General features: G+C 68.2%; 17 protein-coding genes and 2 pseudogenes. 12 read left to right on the top strand and 7 right to left on the bottom strand.

The window, feature by feature from the left end:
- Positions 1 to 293: 293 nt before the first annotated feature.
- The 7 genes and pseudogenes from QIS99_RS29605 to QIS99_RS29635 all read left to right on the top strand — a co-directional run bounded on the left by QIS99_RS29605 (position 294) and on the right by QIS99_RS29635 (position 4,239).
- Positions 294 to 869: an SRPBCC family protein gene (locus tag QIS99_RS29605; RefSeq protein ID WP_282516799.1), complete on the top strand. Its 576-nt coding sequence runs from the start codon at positions 294 to 296 to the stop codon at positions 867 to 869.
- A gap of 113 nt (positions 870 to 982) precedes the next feature.
- Complete coding sequence (locus QIS99_RS29610) at positions 983 to 1,459, top strand: MauE/DoxX family redox-associated membrane protein (RefSeq protein ID WP_282516800.1); 477 nt, start codon at positions 983 to 985, stop codon at positions 1,457 to 1,459.
- Positions 1,456 to 2,304 (top strand): annotated as a pseudogene (locus tag QIS99_RS29615) (radical SAM protein); the annotation flags it as partial. The gene QIS99_RS29610 and the pseudogene QIS99_RS29615, both read left to right, overlap by 4 nt.
- Before the next feature lie 197 nt (positions 2,305 to 2,501).
- Positions 2,502 to 3,074: pseudogene (locus QIS99_RS29620) on the top strand (methyltransferase domain-containing protein); the annotation flags it as partial.
- Between the two features lie 90 nt (positions 3,075 to 3,164).
- A complete protein-coding gene (locus QIS99_RS29625) occupies positions 3,165 to 3,518 on the top strand; it encodes a hypothetical protein (RefSeq protein ID WP_282516817.1) in 354 nt (117 codons plus the stop codon).
- Between the two features lie 50 nt (positions 3,519 to 3,568).
- Positions 3,569 to 3,907 carry a hypothetical protein gene (locus QIS99_RS29630; RefSeq protein ID WP_282516801.1) on the top strand — a complete coding sequence of 113 codons (339 nt, stop codon included), beginning with the start codon at positions 3,569 to 3,571 and terminating at the stop codon, positions 3,905 to 3,907.
- A gap of 14 nt (positions 3,908 to 3,921) precedes the next feature.
- The gene (locus QIS99_RS29635) at positions 3,922 to 4,239 is read left to right on the top strand and encodes a hypothetical protein (RefSeq protein ID WP_282516802.1); all 318 of its coding nucleotides are present in this window, start codon (positions 3,922 to 3,924) and stop codon (positions 4,237 to 4,239) included.
- 10 nt (positions 4,240 to 4,249) lie between these two features.
- On the opposite strand, the gene QIS99_RS29640 is transcribed toward QIS99_RS29635, so the two are convergent.
- Both QIS99_RS29640 and QIS99_RS29645 read right to left on the bottom strand, forming a co-directional pair.
- Complete coding sequence (locus QIS99_RS29640; protein WP_282516803.1) at positions 4,250 to 4,546, bottom strand: hypothetical protein; 297 nt, start codon at positions 4,544 to 4,546, stop codon at positions 4,250 to 4,252.
- Positions 4,547 to 4,647: 101 nt separating this feature from the next.
- Positions 4,648 to 5,913 carry a cytochrome P450 gene (locus QIS99_RS29645; RefSeq protein WP_282516804.1) on the bottom strand — a complete coding sequence of 422 codons (1,266 nt, stop codon included), beginning with the start codon at positions 5,911 to 5,913 and terminating at the stop codon, positions 4,648 to 4,650.
- 87 nt (positions 5,914 to 6,000) lie between these two features.
- On the opposite strand from QIS99_RS29645, the gene QIS99_RS29650 reads away from it, so the two are divergent.
- The 3 genes from QIS99_RS29650 to QIS99_RS29660 all read left to right on the top strand — a co-directional run bounded on the left by QIS99_RS29650 (position 6,001) and on the right by QIS99_RS29660 (position 7,521).
- Positions 6,001 to 6,597: a TetR/AcrR family transcriptional regulator gene (locus tag QIS99_RS29650; RefSeq protein ID WP_282516805.1), complete on the top strand. Its 597-nt coding sequence runs from the start codon at positions 6,001 to 6,003 to the stop codon at positions 6,595 to 6,597.
- A 238-nt stretch (positions 6,598 to 6,835) separates the two neighbouring features.
- Positions 6,836 to 7,078: a type II toxin-antitoxin system Phd/YefM family antitoxin gene (locus QIS99_RS29655; protein WP_282516806.1), complete on the top strand. Its 243-nt coding sequence runs from the start codon at positions 6,836 to 6,838 to the stop codon at positions 7,076 to 7,078.
- The gene (locus QIS99_RS29660; protein WP_282516807.1) at positions 7,075 to 7,521 is read left to right on the top strand and encodes a PIN domain-containing protein; all 447 of its coding nucleotides are present in this window, start codon (positions 7,075 to 7,077) and stop codon (positions 7,519 to 7,521) included. Before QIS99_RS29655 ends, QIS99_RS29660 begins: the two co-directional genes overlap by 4 nt.
- A 1,277-nt stretch (positions 7,522 to 8,798) precedes the next feature.
- Here the strand turns inward: QIS99_RS29660 and QIS99_RS29670 are convergent.
- The 4 genes from QIS99_RS29670 to QIS99_RS29685 all read right to left on the bottom strand — a co-directional run bounded on the left by QIS99_RS29670 (position 8,799) and on the right by QIS99_RS29685 (position 13,570).
- Entirely contained in the window at positions 8,799 to 9,977 is a 1,179-nt protein-coding gene (locus tag QIS99_RS29670; protein WP_282516809.1) for a cytochrome P450, read from the bottom strand.
- Between the two features lie 48 nt (positions 9,978 to 10,025).
- Positions 10,026 to 10,958, bottom strand: coding sequence for a cucumopine synthase-related protein (locus QIS99_RS29675; RefSeq protein ID WP_282516810.1), 933 nt, complete (start codon positions 10,956 to 10,958; stop codon positions 10,026 to 10,028).
- Positions 10,959 to 11,033: 75 nt separating this feature from the next.
- Entirely contained in the window at positions 11,034 to 12,179 is a 1,146-nt protein-coding gene (locus tag QIS99_RS29680; protein WP_282516811.1) for an NAD(P)/FAD-dependent oxidoreductase, read from the bottom strand.
- Positions 12,180 to 12,244: 65 nt separating this feature from the next.
- Entirely contained in the window at positions 12,245 to 13,570 is a 1,326-nt protein-coding gene (locus QIS99_RS29685) for a class II 3-deoxy-7-phosphoheptulonate synthase (RefSeq protein WP_282516812.1), read from the bottom strand.
- A gap of 257 nt (positions 13,571 to 13,827) precedes the next feature.
- Here QIS99_RS29685 and QIS99_RS29690 point away from each other — a divergent pair, with 257 nt between their 5' ends.
- Positions 13,828 to 15,198: an anthranilate synthase component I family protein gene (locus tag QIS99_RS29690; RefSeq protein WP_282516813.1), complete on the top strand. Its 1,371-nt coding sequence runs from the start codon at positions 13,828 to 13,830 to the stop codon at positions 15,196 to 15,198.
- A complete protein-coding gene (locus tag QIS99_RS29695; protein WP_282516815.1) occupies positions 15,195 to 15,779 on the top strand; it encodes an anthranilate synthase component II in 585 nt (194 codons plus the stop codon). The genes QIS99_RS29690 and QIS99_RS29695 overlap by 4 nt, the downstream gene beginning before the upstream one ends.
- Here QIS99_RS29695 and QIS99_RS29700 read toward each other — a convergent pair.
- Positions 15,757 to 16,886, bottom strand: a 1,130-nt coding sequence (locus tag QIS99_RS29700) for an aminotransferase-like domain-containing protein (RefSeq protein WP_282516816.1), incomplete at its 5' end; no start/stop codon positions are given. The genes QIS99_RS29695 and QIS99_RS29700 overlap by 23 nt on opposite strands.

Consider the following 16,886-nt stretch of genomic DNA (forward strand, 5'->3'; position numbering starts at 1 on the left):
TCAACTGCAGCGCAGCGGAGTGCCTTACCGAGGAAAGGCCCGCGACCGACGTATGGCCGAACTACGTGCCACCCGCCCGCATGGCTTTGCGTGACGCGCCGGTGAACCGTGAGCGCGGTCACCAGACCAAGCCGTCGGTCATGCATAGCGTGATCAGAACCCGGTCCCGGGAACGTCCAGGTTCCGGCGCTGAGGAGGAGTATGGCCATGCTGCGGGCCGTATGGAACGGAACGGTGCTTTCGGAGGCCTCGTGCACAGTGACAGTCGATGGCAGCCAGCCGGAGACCGCTCCGTGACCGGCCGCCGCCTTGCCCGAGCGGCAGCGTGGACCGCGGGCGCCGCAGCCGTTGCCGCGGGCAGCTACGTGGGTCTGGTCTCCGGCGCGCTGCCCGTCGACCTGGGGGTGGGTCGGCGCGTGCGGCGGCTCGGGCCGCAGACGGTGGACTTGGCAGCTCCCCGGGATGTTGTCTTCGACGTGATTGCCCAGCCGTACCTGGGGCGGACGACGAGGACGATGCGGGAGAAGGTGCGGGTTCTGGAACGCGGGAGTGACATGGTCCTCGCCGCCCACTACACGCCCGTTGGCGGCGGCTGGAAGGCCGTCACCGTGGAGACGGTCCGGTTCCTCCGACCGGAGCGCATCGACTTCCGCCTGGTGCGCGGCCCGGTACCGCACGTCGTCGAATCGTTCACCTTGACCGAGCACGCCGCGGGGACCCGCCTTGTCTATGAGGGAGAGCTCGGCACCGACCTGTGGGCGCTCGGGCAACGCTGGGGGCATGTGGTGGCCGGACGCTGGGAGGAGACTGTCGCGGCGTCGCTGGCCTTGGTGGCGAAGGAGGCCGAACGGCGCGCTGACCGCCGGTGAGACCCTGGACGGCACCTGCCCACAGCCGCGTACCGCGCAGAAAGCAGGTCCGTCGTGCCTTCGGTGAGCGCGCTTACAGTCGCGGGCCGCGCCGCGGCCCTAGCGTCGGGTGCATGATGCTGCGGATCGTGCTGGGCGCGCTGTGCGTCGCGATGGCGGCCGGGCAGATTGCGTCCTTTCGGCAGATGCCCGGGATTCTGGCCGGGTACGAGCTGGTCGCCGGATCGGGTGCGACCGCGCTCGCCGTGGCACTGGTCGCGGGCGAGCTGGTGTGCGGGGTGTGGTTCCTGGCTCGCCCACGGTCCCGCACGAGGGCGCCGGTATGGGTGTTCACCGCCGTCGCCGTGGTGTGGGCGCTGCTGGCAGCACAGGCGTACGCACGCGGGCTCGCTGTCGCCAACTGCGGCTGCTTCGGGATCTACCTGGCCCAGAGCCTGAGCTGGTTCGTGCTGGTCCAGGACGCACTCCTGCTGTTCTACGCCGGAATGCTCATCCGCGTACCAGGTGATACGCCACGGCACCGCCAGGACCGTGCGAACCTCCGACCGAGTCGGGGAACCCGGCCGAGGCCGATGGGAGGACTGAGATGACCCAGGCATCCACGCCGGGGCGCAAGGTGGACCGCGATGAGGTCTTCGTCGAGTTCACCAAGTCGATCTGCCCCGTGTGCAAGACGCCCGTCGACGCCCAGGTCAACATCCGCGAGAACAAGGTGTATCTGCGCAAACGCTGCACAGCGCACGGGCAGTTCGAGGCACTCGTGTACGGCGACGCCGAGGAGTACCTGTCGTCGGCCCGCTTCAACAAGCCCGGCACCCTTCCCCTCACCTTCCAGACCGACGTGCGGGACGGTTGCCCGAGCGACTGCGGACTGTGCCCGGAGCACAAGCAGCACGCCTGCCTGGGGATCATCGAGGTCAACACCGGCTGCAATTTGGACTGCCCGATCTGCTTCGCCGACTCCGGCCACCAGAGATGGGGGTCCCCCCGCTCGAGCGAAGCCGAGAGTGGGGGAGGCTACTCGATCACGCATGAGCAGTGCGCACGGATGCTGGACGTGTTCGTGGAGTCCGAGGGCGAGGCGGAGGTGGTGATGTTCTCCGGCGGCGAGCCCACCATCCACCGGCACATCCTGGATTTCATCGACCTCGCGCAGGCCCGGCCCATCAGGAACGTCAGCCTCAACACCAACGGCATCCGCCTCGCCACCGACCGGGCCTTCGTCGCCGAACTGGGCACGCGCGACCAGGTGCCGGGCAGGTCGGTGAACATCTACCTCCAGTTCGACGGCTTCGACGAGCGCACCCACTTGGAGATCCGGGGTCGGGACCTGCGGACGTTCAAGCAGCGCGCGTTGGACAACTGTGCCGAGGCCGGACTGACCGTCACCCTCGTGGCCGCCGTCGAGCGCGACCTGAACGAGCACGAGGTCGGCGCCGTCATCGAGTACGGCATCGACCACCCCGCCGTACGCTCGGTGGCCTTCCAGCCCGTCACCCACTCGGGGCGGCATGTGCAGTTCGACCCTCTGAACCGGCTCACCAACCCCGACGTCATCGAACTGATCAGCAGTCAGCGCCCGGCGTGGTTTCAGAAGGGCGACTTCTTCCCCGTCCCCTGCTGCTTCCCCACATGCCGGTCGGTCACCTACCTCCTGGTCGACGGCGAGCCCGGCAACCGGAACGTGGTGCCCATCCCACGGCTGCTGAACGTCGAGGACTACCTCGACTACGTCACCAACCGCGTCCTGCCCGATCCCGGCGTCCGCGAGGCCCTGGAGAAGCTGTGGTCGGCTTCCGCGTTCATGGGTACCGAGACGACCGAGGAGAACCTGCGGGCGACCGCCGAGGCCCTGGACTGCGCGGACCACTGCGGCATCGATCTCCCCTCCGCCGTCAAGGACTTGAACGACAAGACGTTCATGGTCGTGGTGCAGGACTTCCAGGACCCTTACACACTCAACGTCAAGCAGCTGATGAAGTGCTGCGTCGAGGAGATCACGCCCGACGGGCGCCTCATCCCGTTCTGCGCCTACAACTCCGTCGGCTACCGCGAACAGATCCGGTCCCAGCCGCGGGACTCGCTGGGCGGGCCGTGTTCGTCACGGGAGACGCGGAGCACCTGCCCTACGCACACGGTGTGTTCGACGCGGTGGTGTGCGAATGCGCGATGTGTACGTTCCCTGCCAAGGCGCAGGCCGCCGACGAGTTCGCCCGCGTGCTGCGCCCCGGTGGGCGGGTCGGCATCACCGACGTCACCGCAGTCCCGGAGAGACTTCCCCCGGAGCTGGGCGGGTTGAGTGCGCGTATCGCCTGCGTCGCCGACGCCCGCCCGCTCGACGAGTACGCCGACATCCTGGCCGGTGCGGGCCTGCGCGTCCTCACCACCGAACGCCACGACCGGGCCATGCTCCGGATGGTCGACCAGATCGAGGCCAGGCTGAACCTGCTGCGCATCACCGCCCCGGCCGGACTCGCCGACGCGGGACTGAACCTGGACGCGGCCCCAGCCGTCCTGAACGCGGCACGCACAGCGGTTGCCGACGGCACGCTGGGCTATGCGCTGCTGACCGCCGTGAAGTCGCGGCGGGATGATCTACCGCCGGGTACGCAAGCTCCCTCACATACCTGCCCCAGCAGGCGGTCATAGCGTCAAGGCCGGAAGCAGACACCACCGAGTGGGAAGAGGGGCTCACCACCATGGCAACCACCATGCAGGTATCGCCGAGCACAGTCGCCCTCCCGGTCCATGCGGCATGGGGTGGCGCGGCCGGACTGGTCGGCGGGATCGGGATGGGCATCTGGATGGGCATCTGGATGTCGGTGTCCCGGCCCATGACGGACACTGCCGTGATCACCGTGATCACCATGGTCGCCTCGGTCTCGTCCATGGCGCGATGTGGTGCCCTCGTCGGCGCCTGGCTCCTTGTCGGACGCAGCCTGCCTGCGTTGCTGCCCAAACTCCGCCGCGCCCCCGGCGTCACCCGCACTCTCCCCTCCGTGGCCCTCTTCGGCGCCGCCGCCCTCACCACGCGCTGACCCGCACCGCGCGGGTGGGCCGGATCCGCCGCCTCGGCGCTGTCGCCTCCCGTCTCGGAGGCTGCCTGCTGCTCCTTGTCGGCGCGTATGTGGCCTACTACGGCTGGTACGAGATCCGTGTCCTGCGCGGAGGCAGCGTCGCCGACCCCGTGATCGACGCGGCGGGAACCGCGCAACGGTGGCCGGCGGAGGGCCTGAACGGCATCGGTGTGCCGGGGATCGCGGTGGCGCTCGCTCTGCTGCTGCTCACCGCTCTGATGCTCCACCCCCGCAGAGCCCGCCGGGATTCCGGCCCCGCCGACGAGAAGGCGGCACGGCAGCCACACCTCTGACTCACCAGGCCTACTTCACGCTCTTCCTGCCGGTGACCAGTTTGGTGACGTACCTCTCGCCGTCTGCGTACGCGAGGTCGTGGGTGTAGTTCTCGGAGACATACTGCCGACGGCCGGTTTCTGTGTCGGTGACTGTGACCCGGAACCCCAAGGCGCTGCACCCGCGCCTGAAGGGGACTCCGACGCCCATCAAGCCCTCAGCCACATCAACGACAAACCGATCGCGGCTGAGCGACCCGTCCACCACCGAACTCCGGTTGTGGCCGGTCCCGAGCCTGAACGGCCCGATTCCTCTGGTGCGGCGCATGGCGCCTCCCTGGATGCACGTGAATTCTACGCCCGAAGAGAGGGTCGTCAGCTGTCAGGCGCGGACGTCCCGCTGCTGTTCTTCCTTGACGTGTCGCCCCGTTACCGGTTCCGTTCACGCGTAGGCCGGGCTTCGGCCCGGGCGGGGTCGGCGGAGGTAGGCGAAGGCGGTGGCGGTGGCGGTGGCGGTGGCGGCGACTCCCAGGCCACAGGGAGGTTGACGAGACCGCCCGTCAGCACGTCGCTGCGAACGGTCAGTTTCTCGACCGGCACGGCGAGCCGCATCGTAGGGAAGCGCCGGACGAGTTGCGCGAGGGCGACCTGCAGCTCGATGCGGGCCAGGGGTGCGCCGATGCAGTAGCGCGCACCGTGTCCGAACGTGAGGTGGAAGGCGGCGCGGCGTGTGATGTCGAAGCGGTCGGGGTCGGGGAAGACGGCGGGGTCGTGGTTGGCGGCGCCGTTGTCCAGCATCACGAGGTCCCCGGCCTGGATGGTGACGCCGTCGATATCGAAGTCGGTGCGGGCGTAGCGGGGTATGCCACCGCCGCTCTTGCCGGGGGCTCGCAGGATTTCTTCGACGGCATCCGGTATCCGGTCGGGGGATTCGGCCAGGGCCCGCCACTGGCCTGGGTGGGATAGCAGCAGCAGTGCGCCGAGGCCGATCTGGACGACGGTGGTCTCGTGACCGGCGAACAGCAAGGCCATCGTGAGCATGGCGATCTCGTCGTCGCCGACCCCGTCGGTCGTGCAGAGACGTGAGATCACATCGTCACCGGGCTCACGGCGCTTACGGGTCACCAACTCCTTTCCGTATTGGAAGAGTTCGTCCAGCCCCTGCTCGGAGCGTGGCCGGTCGAGCACATCGGCGGCGGCCTGAGTCCACGCGCGGAACCGGGTGCGGTCTTCGTACGGCACACCGAGCAGCTCACAGATGACCAGGATCGGCAGCGGCAGAGCGAGGGCCGTGATGACGTCGGCGGGCTGGTCCTGATGCGTGAGCTTGTCGAGAAGCTCGGCGGTGAGGTCTTCCACGCGAGGACGGAAGGCGCGCATGCGCCCTGGCGTGAAGTGCGGTTGGAGCAGGGAGCGCATGCGGACGTGGTCGGCCTCCTCGGTCGCGTAGTTCCCCAAAGGGCCACCGAAGAGGGCCGATTCGCCTGAGCGGGCGGCGGATTCCGGGCAGGGGTGGGAGCGGCCGAGCCGGGGGTCGTCGAGGAGCCGGCGCGTCTCGTCGTATCCGGTGACGAGCCAGGCGTCGTGGCCGACGCGGGTGCGGATCTTGTGGACGGCTCCCTGGGCCTGCAGCTCGCGCTGTAGCGGCGGGAACTGCAGGGGACCGGCTTGTTCGAAGGGCAGCTGGTGGGTCACGGCAGCTCCTGAGTGGGCGCCTATTTGTATACTTCGACATTAACAAACGTACTTGTACACTCGTGCGTAAACAAGAGGGAGGTCGGGGTGGCAGATCAAGCAGACTTCGATGGCGTGGAGCCGGTGAAGCGGATGCGGCGGGCCGAGCGGCGTGAGCAGATCCTCGATGCCGCCACCCGGGCGTTCGCGCGCGCCGGATTCGCCGCCACCGGCCTTGATGACGTCGCCGCCGAGGCGGGCATCACCCGGGTGATGCTCTACCGGCACTTCGAGTCCAAGGCCGACATGTATCGGGCGGTCCTGGACCGAGCCTGCGCACGGCTCGTGGACCACGTGGGCAGCGACGACTTCGACGAGACCTCGGTCCCTGCCTTGGTTCGTGCCGCGTCGGCCGACCCCGACGCCTTCCGGCTGCTGTTCCATCACGCCGCCCGGGAGCCGGAGTTCCGCGACCTCATCGACACCCTCACCTCAGCGTCGGCCGAGATCGCTCACCGGAACCTCGCCGCACTCCTGCCCGCCGGACCCTGGCTGGACTGGGCGGCGCGGGTGATTCCCGTATTCACCATCGAGGCCGTCATCGGCTGGCTGAACGCCGGACAGCCGGACCCCGAAGCTGCGGCGGACCGGATCAGCCGGGCCGTCCACGGGGTCATAGAGGCCGCACGCCCGGCCGGCGACTGAACTCGGAAACCACCGCCGCCCGGCGCGGGACCAAGCGAGGGCCGGGCGTTTCATTTGGCCGTCCGCTCATTTGGCCGTCCGCCTTCGAGCGGTTCGACTGTGCGGTCATCATGTCGGCCACGACGCCCAAAGACATGGCGGCTGCGGCCCGTGAAGTCATCAGCCTTCAGGCGCGCACGTCGCGCTGCTGCACTTCCTTGAGGACCGCCGCAACGGTGGGAGTAGCAACATGTAGTACATGGAGACCACTGCCCGCGAGTTCAATCAGAAGTCGTCGCAGGTCCTCGCCGCTGCAGCACGCGGCGAGACCGTAGTCGTCACCAAGAACGGCGTCGCCGTCGCACGCGTTGTCCCGATCACCGACGACGACATCCCCGCGTACCCCACGGACCCCATGGGTCTCATCGAGCTGCCGGAACTCGACCTTCCCGACCTCACCAACGATGAGATCGACGACGTACTCAGGGGGATGGGTTCGTGAGTCTGATCGCAATCGCCGACACCAACGCCCTCTCTCGCCTGCTCGACCCGAAACTCACCCGTCACGAGGAGCACAGAGAGGCACTGGCGGCGATCGGTCACCTCATCGTCTCCCCCATGGTTCTGGCCGAGCTGGACTACCTGATCACGGCTAGAGGCGGTCTCCGCCAAGCCCTGACCGCGGCCAGGTTCATCGAACGTAACGTGGCCACCCGCCGGTTCGAAGTGCCCCCTGTCGCCGAGCACCTGAGCGCGGCGATCGCCGTCGCCGAAGGCTATGCAGACGCTGACGGAGGGAAGGGCATTGGATTGACCGATGCCATGAATGTGGCCCTGGCTGCCGCCTACCGAACCGACGCCGTGTTCACCACAGATCGCCACTTCCGCACGGCCCGCCCCCTGACCGGCCACAAGGCCTTCCGACTTCTGCCGGACGACCTCTGAGCCCAGTCGAAGCGGTCCCGGCGTCCGTGCCGGAATCGGACGAGCTCCCCAACCGAACCCGTGGCGGCCAGGGCCAGGACGGTCTCCCGGCTCGAAGAACGAGCGCCGGGCCGCCCGTCACAGCGTCGAAAAGACAGTCAAACGCGCTGAATCGATCAAGGAAGCGCCCACCCTGTCTTCTCCAGCGACGCCACGCGCTCCTCCAACTCCTCCAGAGCCTTGTCCGCTTGGTCGCTGCGCTGGACAAGCAACGCGAGCTGGCAGTCGCTCCGGGCGAACCCGACCTCCAGCGCCGAGCGGGACCTACTGGCCCGGTAGGGAAGAGTGGGGCGGGTGGGACTCGAACCCACGGCCGACGGATTATGAGTCCTTTACGGATCTTCCTGATCTTGCCGCGCGTTTCCTGTTTTCGCAGGTCAGAGGGGAATGAACGGACACCCGGCTTGCCGTTCCCGTACGTCTGTTTCCGGGCCTTTCCCGATCCTTCCGTCCCCTGGCTGTCCCCTGAGGGGACTTCGCGATCAGACTGCAGAGACCGTGGCGCGCTACTGGATCAGACACTGCAGACCGCGCGGAGAGCACGACACCATGCGCAGCGGAGTGCCTTACCGGTGCGGTGAAGCCCACTCCTGTATCCAGGGCTGGAGGGTGCGGCGTCTTCACAGGTGATCCGCCGGCACCAGCGCGCGGGACTTATCCAACTCCCGTGCCACCTTCGTGACACTGCGCGCCGGGTCCAGATCGCGTTTACAGAGCGAACGCCTCGAACGCCTGCGGAGACTCAACCCTCTGCCGCTCCCAGGGGGAGTGATCGGGTTGGCCAGCCATGGGTCGCCTCTCTACCCCACGCCGCTCACCAATCATGCACGAGCAAGAAGAAGCCGAGTTCTTGAAGTCCCCTAAGGGCGCCGAGTTCAGGAAACTCTGCCTCAGCGCCGAGCAGCGTCCCTCGATCACGGCATCAGCGGATCGGACACCAACGCACGTCTGATGGCATGCGCATGGGTTCATCCCAGCGTGCGCAGGGAGCAGGGAGGCCGGCCCCGGGGATCAGCCGAACCGTGGCTGCTCCCCACGCACGTGGGGCTGTTCCCTGGTAGATCATCCAGATCGCGACGCCGATGGCGCTGCTCCCCGCGCACGTGGGGTGCCCCCCGGAGCCGACGTGCAAAATGCGGGAGGCTGGGTGAGGTTCGGAGCGTGCGCGCAGGCAGCTTGCGGTGGTCTTCCGTGGTGGCGCAAGCGGCCTGCTCGGCCCCGAGAATCCGAGCCCTGTGTCAGGGGACGGCCACCGGCGACGGTGTCAGGACTACGTCGAGGGAGACGATGTAGTCCTTCATCTGGTCCAGGGTTTGCATGGGGCTCTCCGGGTTGGAGCGCAAATCGGAGAAGGTGGCGACGATGCGTTCCAGCACGATGCGCCCCAGTACGCGTACCAGGGGCAGGCCGAGGCAGATGTACATGCCTTGCCCGAAGGTCAGATGGGGGTTGGGGGAGCGCCTGATGTCGAATCGGTCGGCCTGGGGGAAGTGTTTCTCGTCGAAGTTGGCCGACGAGTCCCAGACCACCACGTACTGGCCCGCCTTGATTTCGTGCCCGCCCAGTACGGTGCCGTGCCGGGCCGTGCGCCAGAGGTTGAACCACGAGAAGTCGTAGCGCAGGATCTCTTCGATGACCCCCGGAATCAGTGAGGGGTCGCGCCGCACGGCCTGGAAGAGCCCCGGGTCCCGGCAGAAGCGGTCGAAGGCGTAGGCCAGCATGAGGGCCAGGGGTGCGTTGCCGGCGGTCGCCAGGTCAAGGCACATGTGGACGATCTTTTCCTCGGCCAGTCGTCCGTCCTTGCGCCGCTCCGCGAGCAGCTCACTCATGAGGTCGTCGCTCGGATTGCGCTTGCGTTCGTTGAGCTGGTCCTCGAACAGGTCGACCACGTCGGCATGGTCCGGGGAGCGGACCCCGATGAGCTGGCCGAACATCTGGTCGGACCATTCCCGGAAACGGTCGGCGCCGGGGATCCGGAGGCCGAACATGTGGGCAACGGCACGCTCCATGATCGGATAGCAGAGCTCGCCGAGCATCTCCATTTTTCCGGAGGTGCGGGCGGGCTCCAGGAGCGAGTCGACCATGGCCGTGAACTCCGGCGCCAGTTTTTCGATGCTGCCGGGTTGGAATGAGCGTGCCACGAACCCTCGCAGATAACGGTGGTCCGGTATGTCTGCTCGGCCGAAGGAGAACGGCAGGCCCATGTGGGTCTTGTTGGTCACCGAGAAGTCGTTGGGGTTCTTGAGTACATGTTGCACGTCGTCGTACCGGAACACTTCCCACAGGTTGTATTCCGGGCGGAAGCGTAATGGTTGATTCTTCTGCATGTGCTGGAACCAGGCGATCCGCGATTCAATGGAGTCGCTCAGTTCGGGGAACAGTAGCTCCCTGGTCGGTTTGCTTGGCGAACTTGTCATGCCTTCACCCTTTCTGACTGGCCGCATGTCCCGCCCCACTGGCCGTGGTTAGAGGCGTTCCACCGTGAGCCAGATGAGCTCCTTCGAGCGAAATGTGCTTTCCCATACCGCCTTTCCGACCTCGGCGAGCCTGTCGGTGTGACTGTCGATCACCTTGCCGAGGACGGGGCTGCTGAGCGTTTCCGAGGTCGGCCCGTACTGGACGATGACCTTGTTGCCCGTCGCCTGGCTGAACCTGAGCCGGCCGACCGGCGCGTCGCAGATCTGCTCGCGCACCGGCGTCGGCGCCACGCTCACCAAGGGCGCCCAGGCATACATGGATTCACCGCTGACAACCGCGTGGTCCTGCAGGACCGTGAACGGCAGGGACTTGAGGAAGTCCATGCAGAGCTGCTGATTGAAGTCGCAGTAGAGCTCGGCATCGACTTCCACCCCCAAGGGCTGCCAGGTGAGGCGGATCGGAATCCGCTGGAGCGGGTCCTCCTCGACAGCGAGCGGCGCGGAGGTGTGCTCCGGCAGCGCCGCGGCGCTGTTCGTGGGGTAGCGGTAGTGCTCGCCCAGGTCCCACGGGAAGTAATGGTGCGACCAGGCCGTGAGCCGGTTCGCGTATTCGGTGAACGTGGCCAGCCTGTCCACGAGCTCGCCACGGCTGTCCGCGGGCTGCCCGACCTGATCGGCGTACTTCGCCAGGGTCGGGAATCCGTTGTAGCCGAGGAAGGTGCTGTAGATGGGGTCCAGCGTGCGGAAGACCGTCAGCACGTTCTCGACGGAGAGACTCTCGTCCGTCGCCATCCTCGTCAACTGGTAGAGATTCATTGAGTAGTCGCGAACGATGCTGTTCGAGAAGTCCCAGGCGGTGAAGTACTGGCCGTACGACCCCGGCAGCTCGGGAAGGGTTCCCGTGCGTATCTCCTGGATCTCTAAGGGCTCTTCGGATATGAAGCTCGTGATCAGCTCCCGGAGCTCCGGAAATGCCGACATGTTTTCCCTCTCGCTCGGTTTGCGGCGCTGCCACAAATTGGCGGCTCCAGAACCTTCTTGGTGGTTCCAGAATGTTTACGATGCCGTCCTCAATCGGTCAGGAGAGCATCGGGCCCACAGCGGGTGAATCTCCCCGGTGGCGATGTGGGTGGTCAGGGTCCGCCCGATGAACGGGGCGAGGGTGATACCGCTGTTGGCGAAGGCCTCGTAGTAGCCGGAAACGGCGGACAGCTCGCCGACGCTTGGAAGTCCGTCCGCCGGGAACACGGCGGTACCGATGCGCACCTGGTCGACGGTGGCCGACTCGAGCGCCGGGATCGTGCGGTACGCGCGCTCCAGCAGGTCCTTGACGAGCTCGTCGCCGGGGTCGGACCGGATTCCGGTCGGGAGGCGGGCGTCGATCTGGTCGGACCGCACGCGCACCCGCCCCGGCCCCGCCGACCTGGCGTGGGCCTGTGCGCCGCGCAGGACGTGCCGCACCGGATCGCCGTCTGTGAGCAGGTCGATCACGAGGCTGCTGCGCGTCGCGACGCCCTCGAGCGGGGCGGTTCCGAGCGTCGCGGCCACCGTGGGCGCCTCCGGCCCGGCGGCATTGACGACGGCGTCGACCTCGATACGGTCGCCGGCTTCGAGGCGGAGGGCCCGCACTTCTCCGTCGTGGACCGCGATGCCGTCGACCGTGCCGTTCCACAGCGTCAGGCGCCCTGTGTCCTTGGCCGCTGCGAGCATCTCGGAGACCAGTTTCGGCCCGTCGATCCAGCCTTCGTCCGGGAACAGCACGGCCGGTGTCCGGGCGTGCGGGAACGCGATGCCCGGCTCCCATTCGCGGTTCACCCGGGCCGCGTCGCACCAGACCGCCCGATAGCCCCAGGCGCTGAGGCGGTGGACCACGTCCGCGAACGACGGGCCGCTGCCGTCGCCGCCGCCATCCTCGTCGTCGCCCCAGGCGAGGCTTCCGGTGGGATGCCACCAGGGGGCGGAGTCGAACTGCTCGGCAAACCGGAGGTGTTCGATCATTCCGGTGTGACTCAGTTCGAACCTTGCGTACGTCGGCTGCTGAAAGGCGCTCAGCCGCGCGAAGCTGACATTGGTGGTCAGACCGCCGGGCTGCGCGCGCTCCACGCAGTGCACCCGCATTCCGCGTTGGGCAAGACTCAAAGCCACGCAGGCTCCGATGACGCCGGCCCCCACGACTCCTACGGTTTTCACTGTCCCCTCCATGTTTCGGGCAGGCTTGATCGCGCCAGCGCACCCGGTTCGCGCCGGGCGCGCTGCCGGTCACGCGGTCACAGCAGTTCGGCGATGTCGAAGGCCAGGTCGAGAGACTGGCTGCGGTTGAGCCGCGGATCGCAGGTCGACTCGTAGCGGTGGTGCAGATCGGCGGCCAGGACTTCGTCCCCGCCGCCGATGCACTCGGTCACGTCCTCGCCGGTGAACTCGACGTGAATGCCGCCGGGGTGGGTGCCAAGGGCACGGTGGACCTCGAAGAAGCCGCGCACTTCGTCGAGGATGTCGGCGAGGCGCCGGGTCTTGCGGCCGCTTCGCTCCACGTACGTATTGCCGTGCATGGGATCGCAGATCCACAGCGGTGTGCCGCCCGTGCTCCCCGCAGCGCGGATCAAGCCGGGCAGCCGGTCGCGGATCTCGCGCGCGCCCATCCTGGTGATAAAGGTCAACCGGCCCGGCTGCCGCTCCGGGTCGAGCAGGTCGATGTAGGAGCGGACCTCCTCCGGCGTCGTCGTCGGCCCGAGCTTGACCCCGACGGGGTTGGAGATGCTCCTCAAGTAGCCGATGTGCGCGCCGTCGAGGGCGCGGGTGCGCTCGCCGGCCCAGAGCATGTGCCCGCTGGTGGCATAGCTGATGCCGTCGGGGTCGGGGCGGGTGAGCGCGTCCTCGTAATCAAGGAGCAGGCCCTCGTGGCTGGCGAAGATGTCGGCCGAACGCAGCATGTCGAGCTGGACGCCGCAGGCGCGCATGAACCGCAGCGCGTGGTCGATCTCGTAGGCCACTTCCTCGTAGTGGGAGCCTGCCGGCGAGCTCGCCACGAAGTCCCGGTTCCACCGGTGCAGTTGGTCGAGCCCCGCGTAACCGTCGCGCGCACAGCCCGCCATGATGTCCAGGGTGGACCGTGAGGCCTCGTACATCCGCCAGAGCCGGGCCGGGTCCGGCACCCGGGCCAGTGGGTCGAACGCGAAGCCGTTCACCGCGTCGCCCCGGTACACCGGGAGCGTGACGTCGCCCCGGGTCTCGAAGGGACTGGACCGCGGCTTGGCGTACTGCCCCGCTATGCGGCCGATCTTCACGACCGGCGTCGCGGCCGCGTAAGTGAAGATGACGGCCATCTGAAGCAACGTTTTGATCTTGTTGCGGACCGCTTCCGGTGTCACACCGTCGAACGTCTCCGCGCAGTCGCCGCCTTGCAGCACGAACGCCTCACCGGTGGCCGCTGCCGCGAGCCGCGACCGCAGACCGTCGCATGCGCTGGGGGTAACCAGGCCAGGGGCGGCGGACAGCCGGGCCACCACGTCCTCCAGAGCGGCGCGGTCCGGCCACTCCGGCTGGTGCGTCGCGGGGGCGTCGCGCCAGGAGACGAGCAGGTCGGAATTCGTCATGAACGCAGACCAACACGATCTCCGTCCGGGGCGCAATGAATTCATCAAGTGGTCTGGTAGGTGCAGCGGCCATTGGTCTGGCCAGTCATGACCGGGGCGATGACATAGTTTCCGAGCAACAACGCTGGTGATCAGGGCTGTTCAGCTTTTGTTTACTTTACGGCTAACAAAGGAGGTGCGCCATCTCCGTGATGACGGAATTACTGGACGTTACCGTGACCGCGATTCCCGTGGAGACAACCGCGAACGCACTGGCCGTGCGTACTGAATTGCGCCGAAGGCTCGGCGCCGAGGAGGTCTTCCTGCTCGACGACCTGCACCCGGACCGGTCCCATGCGGGCACGGGCACCGTGGTGGGCTTCGGTCGGCTCGCCGAGATCTCGGTGACCGGAGACCGGGTCACCGTGCGCGGCAGTGGTCCGGTGGCCGACCTGCTGCGGGCCCGCTGCGGCCTGACGACGACCAACCCCTGGGGCATGCTCCGCCGGGCCACGAGCCTGTTCCGGGTGCATACCGACGTGCGGGGATTCGCCTTCGGCTTCCTCACCACGGTCGGCTACGACGCGGCCGCGTACATGGAGGAGCTGCCGCCGCGGCGCACCCCACCGGACGTGCCGGACCTGACGCTCACCCTGTTCCAGCACACCCTGTGGTTCAGCCGCGAGGGCGGACCGCCGGTGCTGCTCCGCGCCACGGGCCCCGGACTGCCCGAACCGCTGCCGCACGAGGCGCTGCGCGACATCCCCGACGCTGACTTCGCCGTGCCGCCCGCGACCGCCCCGCTGGCGGTGCACGACACCGTCGACCGGGAGACGTTTCTGGGCTGGGTCGAACGCTGCCTGGACCACATTCGCGTGGGGGACATCTACCAGATCCAGGTGGGCCACCGCATCGACGTACGCAGCGAACTGACGCCGGAAGAGGTCTACCGGCGCCTGAGCGACCGCAACCCGTCGCCGTACATGTACCTGCTCACCCAGTCCGGGACGACCCTCATCGGCGCGAGCCCGGAGCTGCTGTTCCGCCTCGACGACGGCCTCATCACCATGCGGCCGATCGCGGGGACCACGCGGCGCGACCCGACCGGAGCGGACAACGAGCGGCGAATCAAGGAACTGCAGGCCGACATCAAGGAGCAGGCGGAGCATGTGATGCTCGTCGACCTGTGCCGCAACGACATCGGCAGGGTCTGCCGCCCCGGCACCCTCGCGGTGGCGGACCTGATGGCGGTCGAGGCGTTCTCGCACGTGTTCCACCTGGTGTCCACGGTGACCGGCACACTGGACGTCGGCCGGGACGTCTGGGACGTGCTGTGTGCCACGTTCCCCGCCGGGACCATGACGGGGGCGCCGAAGCTGCGCGCCATGGAGATCATCGACGAGATCGAGGCCGAGCGCCGCGGCCTCTACGCGGGCGCCGTCGGACTCGTGGACGTCCAGGGGTGGGCCGAGTTCGCCCTCTGCATCCGGACCATCACGCACCACGAACCCGCCCCAGGCGACCAACGCTACGCCACGCAGAGTTGTGCGGGAGTGGTCGCCCTGTCCGAGCCGAAGCGGGAGTGGGACGAGACCCTGGCCAAGATGGGGGCCGCCCACTGGGCGCTCACCGGGAAGGAGCTGGCGTGAGAGTGCTGGTGGTGGACGCTCTCGACAGCTTCGTCCACATCATTGACCAGTACCTGCGCGAACTGGGGGCGGACACCGAGGTCGTCCGTTCCGGTGCGCGCACGGCACCGGAGCTGTCCGCGTGGCGACCGGACGCCGTGGTCCTTGGACCGGGGCCCGGTCACCCCGCCGACTCCGGCCACGTGGAGCTGGTCCGCCACTTCGCTGGTGACGTGCCGCTGCTCGGCGTGTGCCTCGGACATCAAGCCATCGCGCTGGCGTTCGGCGGCGCGGTCCGGCTCGCGGGCACCCTCATGCACGGCCGCACGAGCGTGATCGACCACGACGGCCTGGGCGTGTTCGGCGGCCTGCCGGACCGGCACACGGTCACCCGGTACCACTCCATCGTCGTGGCCGAGCCCTTGCCCGCGGAACTCCTGTGCACGGCACGGTCGACCGACGACGGCTACCCGATGGGACTGCGCCACCGCGAACTGCCGGTCGAGGGTGTCCAGTTCCACCCGGAGAGCATCACCACCGGCGACGGCCTCACGATGCTGGCGAACTTCCTGGCCAGCGTCAGGAGACCGGCTCCCCGGTGACTCGGCCCATGGCCCGGGCGAGCACACCGACCGCCTCCGGGAGCAGGCTGCTGCGCACCGCACCGTAGCCGAGCACCACCCCGGACGAAGGCGACCGGCGGCCGAACTGGAAGTGCCTGCCGGCATATACGAGAACCGACTTCGCCCGTGCGAGGGCGGCGAGGCGGGCGTCGTCGACGCCCTGGGGTAACTGGACGTAGGCGTGGATGCCCGACGGCTCGCCGGTCATCCGGGCGCCCGGCAGGTGTTCTTCGACGGCGTCCCGCAGCGCCGCGCGCCGTGCCCGCAGGATGGTCCGGATCTCCCGGACGTGCTGGTCCAGCATGCCGGACGAGATGAAGTGGGCGAACGTCAGCTGGGTGAGTGGGTCCGGGGTGCCCAACGGTGTCCGGCCGAGCCGTTCCGCCACCGCGTCGGGCGCTGCCACCCAGCCGAGCCGTATGCACGGGCCGAGCATGGCCCCGGTCGTCCCGGCGTAGATCACTCGCTCCGGACGGTGCCGCTGCAGGGCGAGGGGACCGCTGCTGACGCCCAACCACAAGTGCCCGTCCCGGTCGTACTCGATCACCCAGCCGTCCACGTCAGCGGCCCAGCGCAGCAGGGCCTCCCGGCGCCCCGGCGACAGCACGGCCCCCGTCGGCACCTGCGACACCGGGGTGACAACGACGGCGCGCGCCCCGGACCGGGCAAGGGCGTCCACGTCGATGCCCTCATCGTCCACTGGGATTCCGCTGACCCGCAGCCCTGCCCGCTCGGCGATCCTGACCTGCCAGGGCGCACCGGGGTTCTCCACGGCGATGTGGTCGACACCGAGGTCGTGCAGGACATGGCACACCACGTCGAGGGCGTGGTCGAAGTCCGTGGTGACGGCGACCTCAGCGGCGGTCGTCAGGACCCCCCGCGAACGGCCGAGGTAGGCCGCGAGTTCTTCCTGGAGTTCCGGAACACCGAGGGGATACTGCCGGGGGCCGGCGCCGCCGATCGACTGCCCCACGTACTCGTAGGCCCGCAGCCACTCACGGGACGGGAACAGCGCCGGGCTTGTCGCGTCGACCCGCAGGTCGTAGCGGGCCTCCGCGCGCCGGGCCGGCTCGGCCGCACCGCGGT

This window comes from Streptomyces solicavernae, from assembly GCF_029968095.1.
In the GTDB taxonomy this organism is placed as follows: domain Bacteria; phylum Actinomycetota; class Actinomycetes; order Streptomycetales; family Streptomycetaceae; genus Streptomyces; species Streptomyces solicavernae.

What these genes read in the sequence shown, in the direction of transcription:
- QIS99_RS29610 (WP_282516800.1), top strand. Translation starts at nt 983, where the DNA reads ATGATGCTGCGGATCGTGCTGGGCGCGCTGTGCGTCGCGATGGCGGCC.
- QIS99_RS29630 (WP_282516801.1), top strand. Translation starts at nt 3,569, where the DNA reads ATGGCAACCACCATGCAGGTATCGCCGAGCACAGTCGCCCTCCCGGTC.
- QIS99_RS29640 (WP_282516803.1), bottom strand. Translation starts at nt 4,546, where the DNA reads ATGCGCCGCACCAGAGGAATCGGGCCGTTCAGGCTCGGGACCGGCCAC.
- QIS99_RS29655 (WP_282516806.1), top strand. Translation starts at nt 6,836, where the DNA reads ATGGAGACCACTGCCCGCGAGTTCAATCAGAAGTCGTCGCAGGTCCTC.
- QIS99_RS29670 (WP_282516809.1), bottom strand. Translation starts at nt 9,977, where the DNA reads ATGACAAGTTCGCCAAGCAAACCGACCAGGGAGCTACTGTTCCCCGAA.
- QIS99_RS29675 (WP_282516810.1), bottom strand. Translation starts at nt 10,958, where the DNA reads ATGTCGGCATTTCCGGAGCTCCGGGAGCTGATCACGAGCTTCATATCC.
- QIS99_RS29680 (WP_282516811.1), bottom strand. Translation starts at nt 12,179, where the DNA reads ATGGAGGGGACAGTGAAAACCGTAGGAGTCGTGGGGGCCGGCGTCATC.
- QIS99_RS29685 (WP_282516812.1), bottom strand. Translation starts at nt 13,570, where the DNA reads ATGACGAATTCCGACCTGCTCGTCTCCTGGCGCGACGCCCCCGCGACG.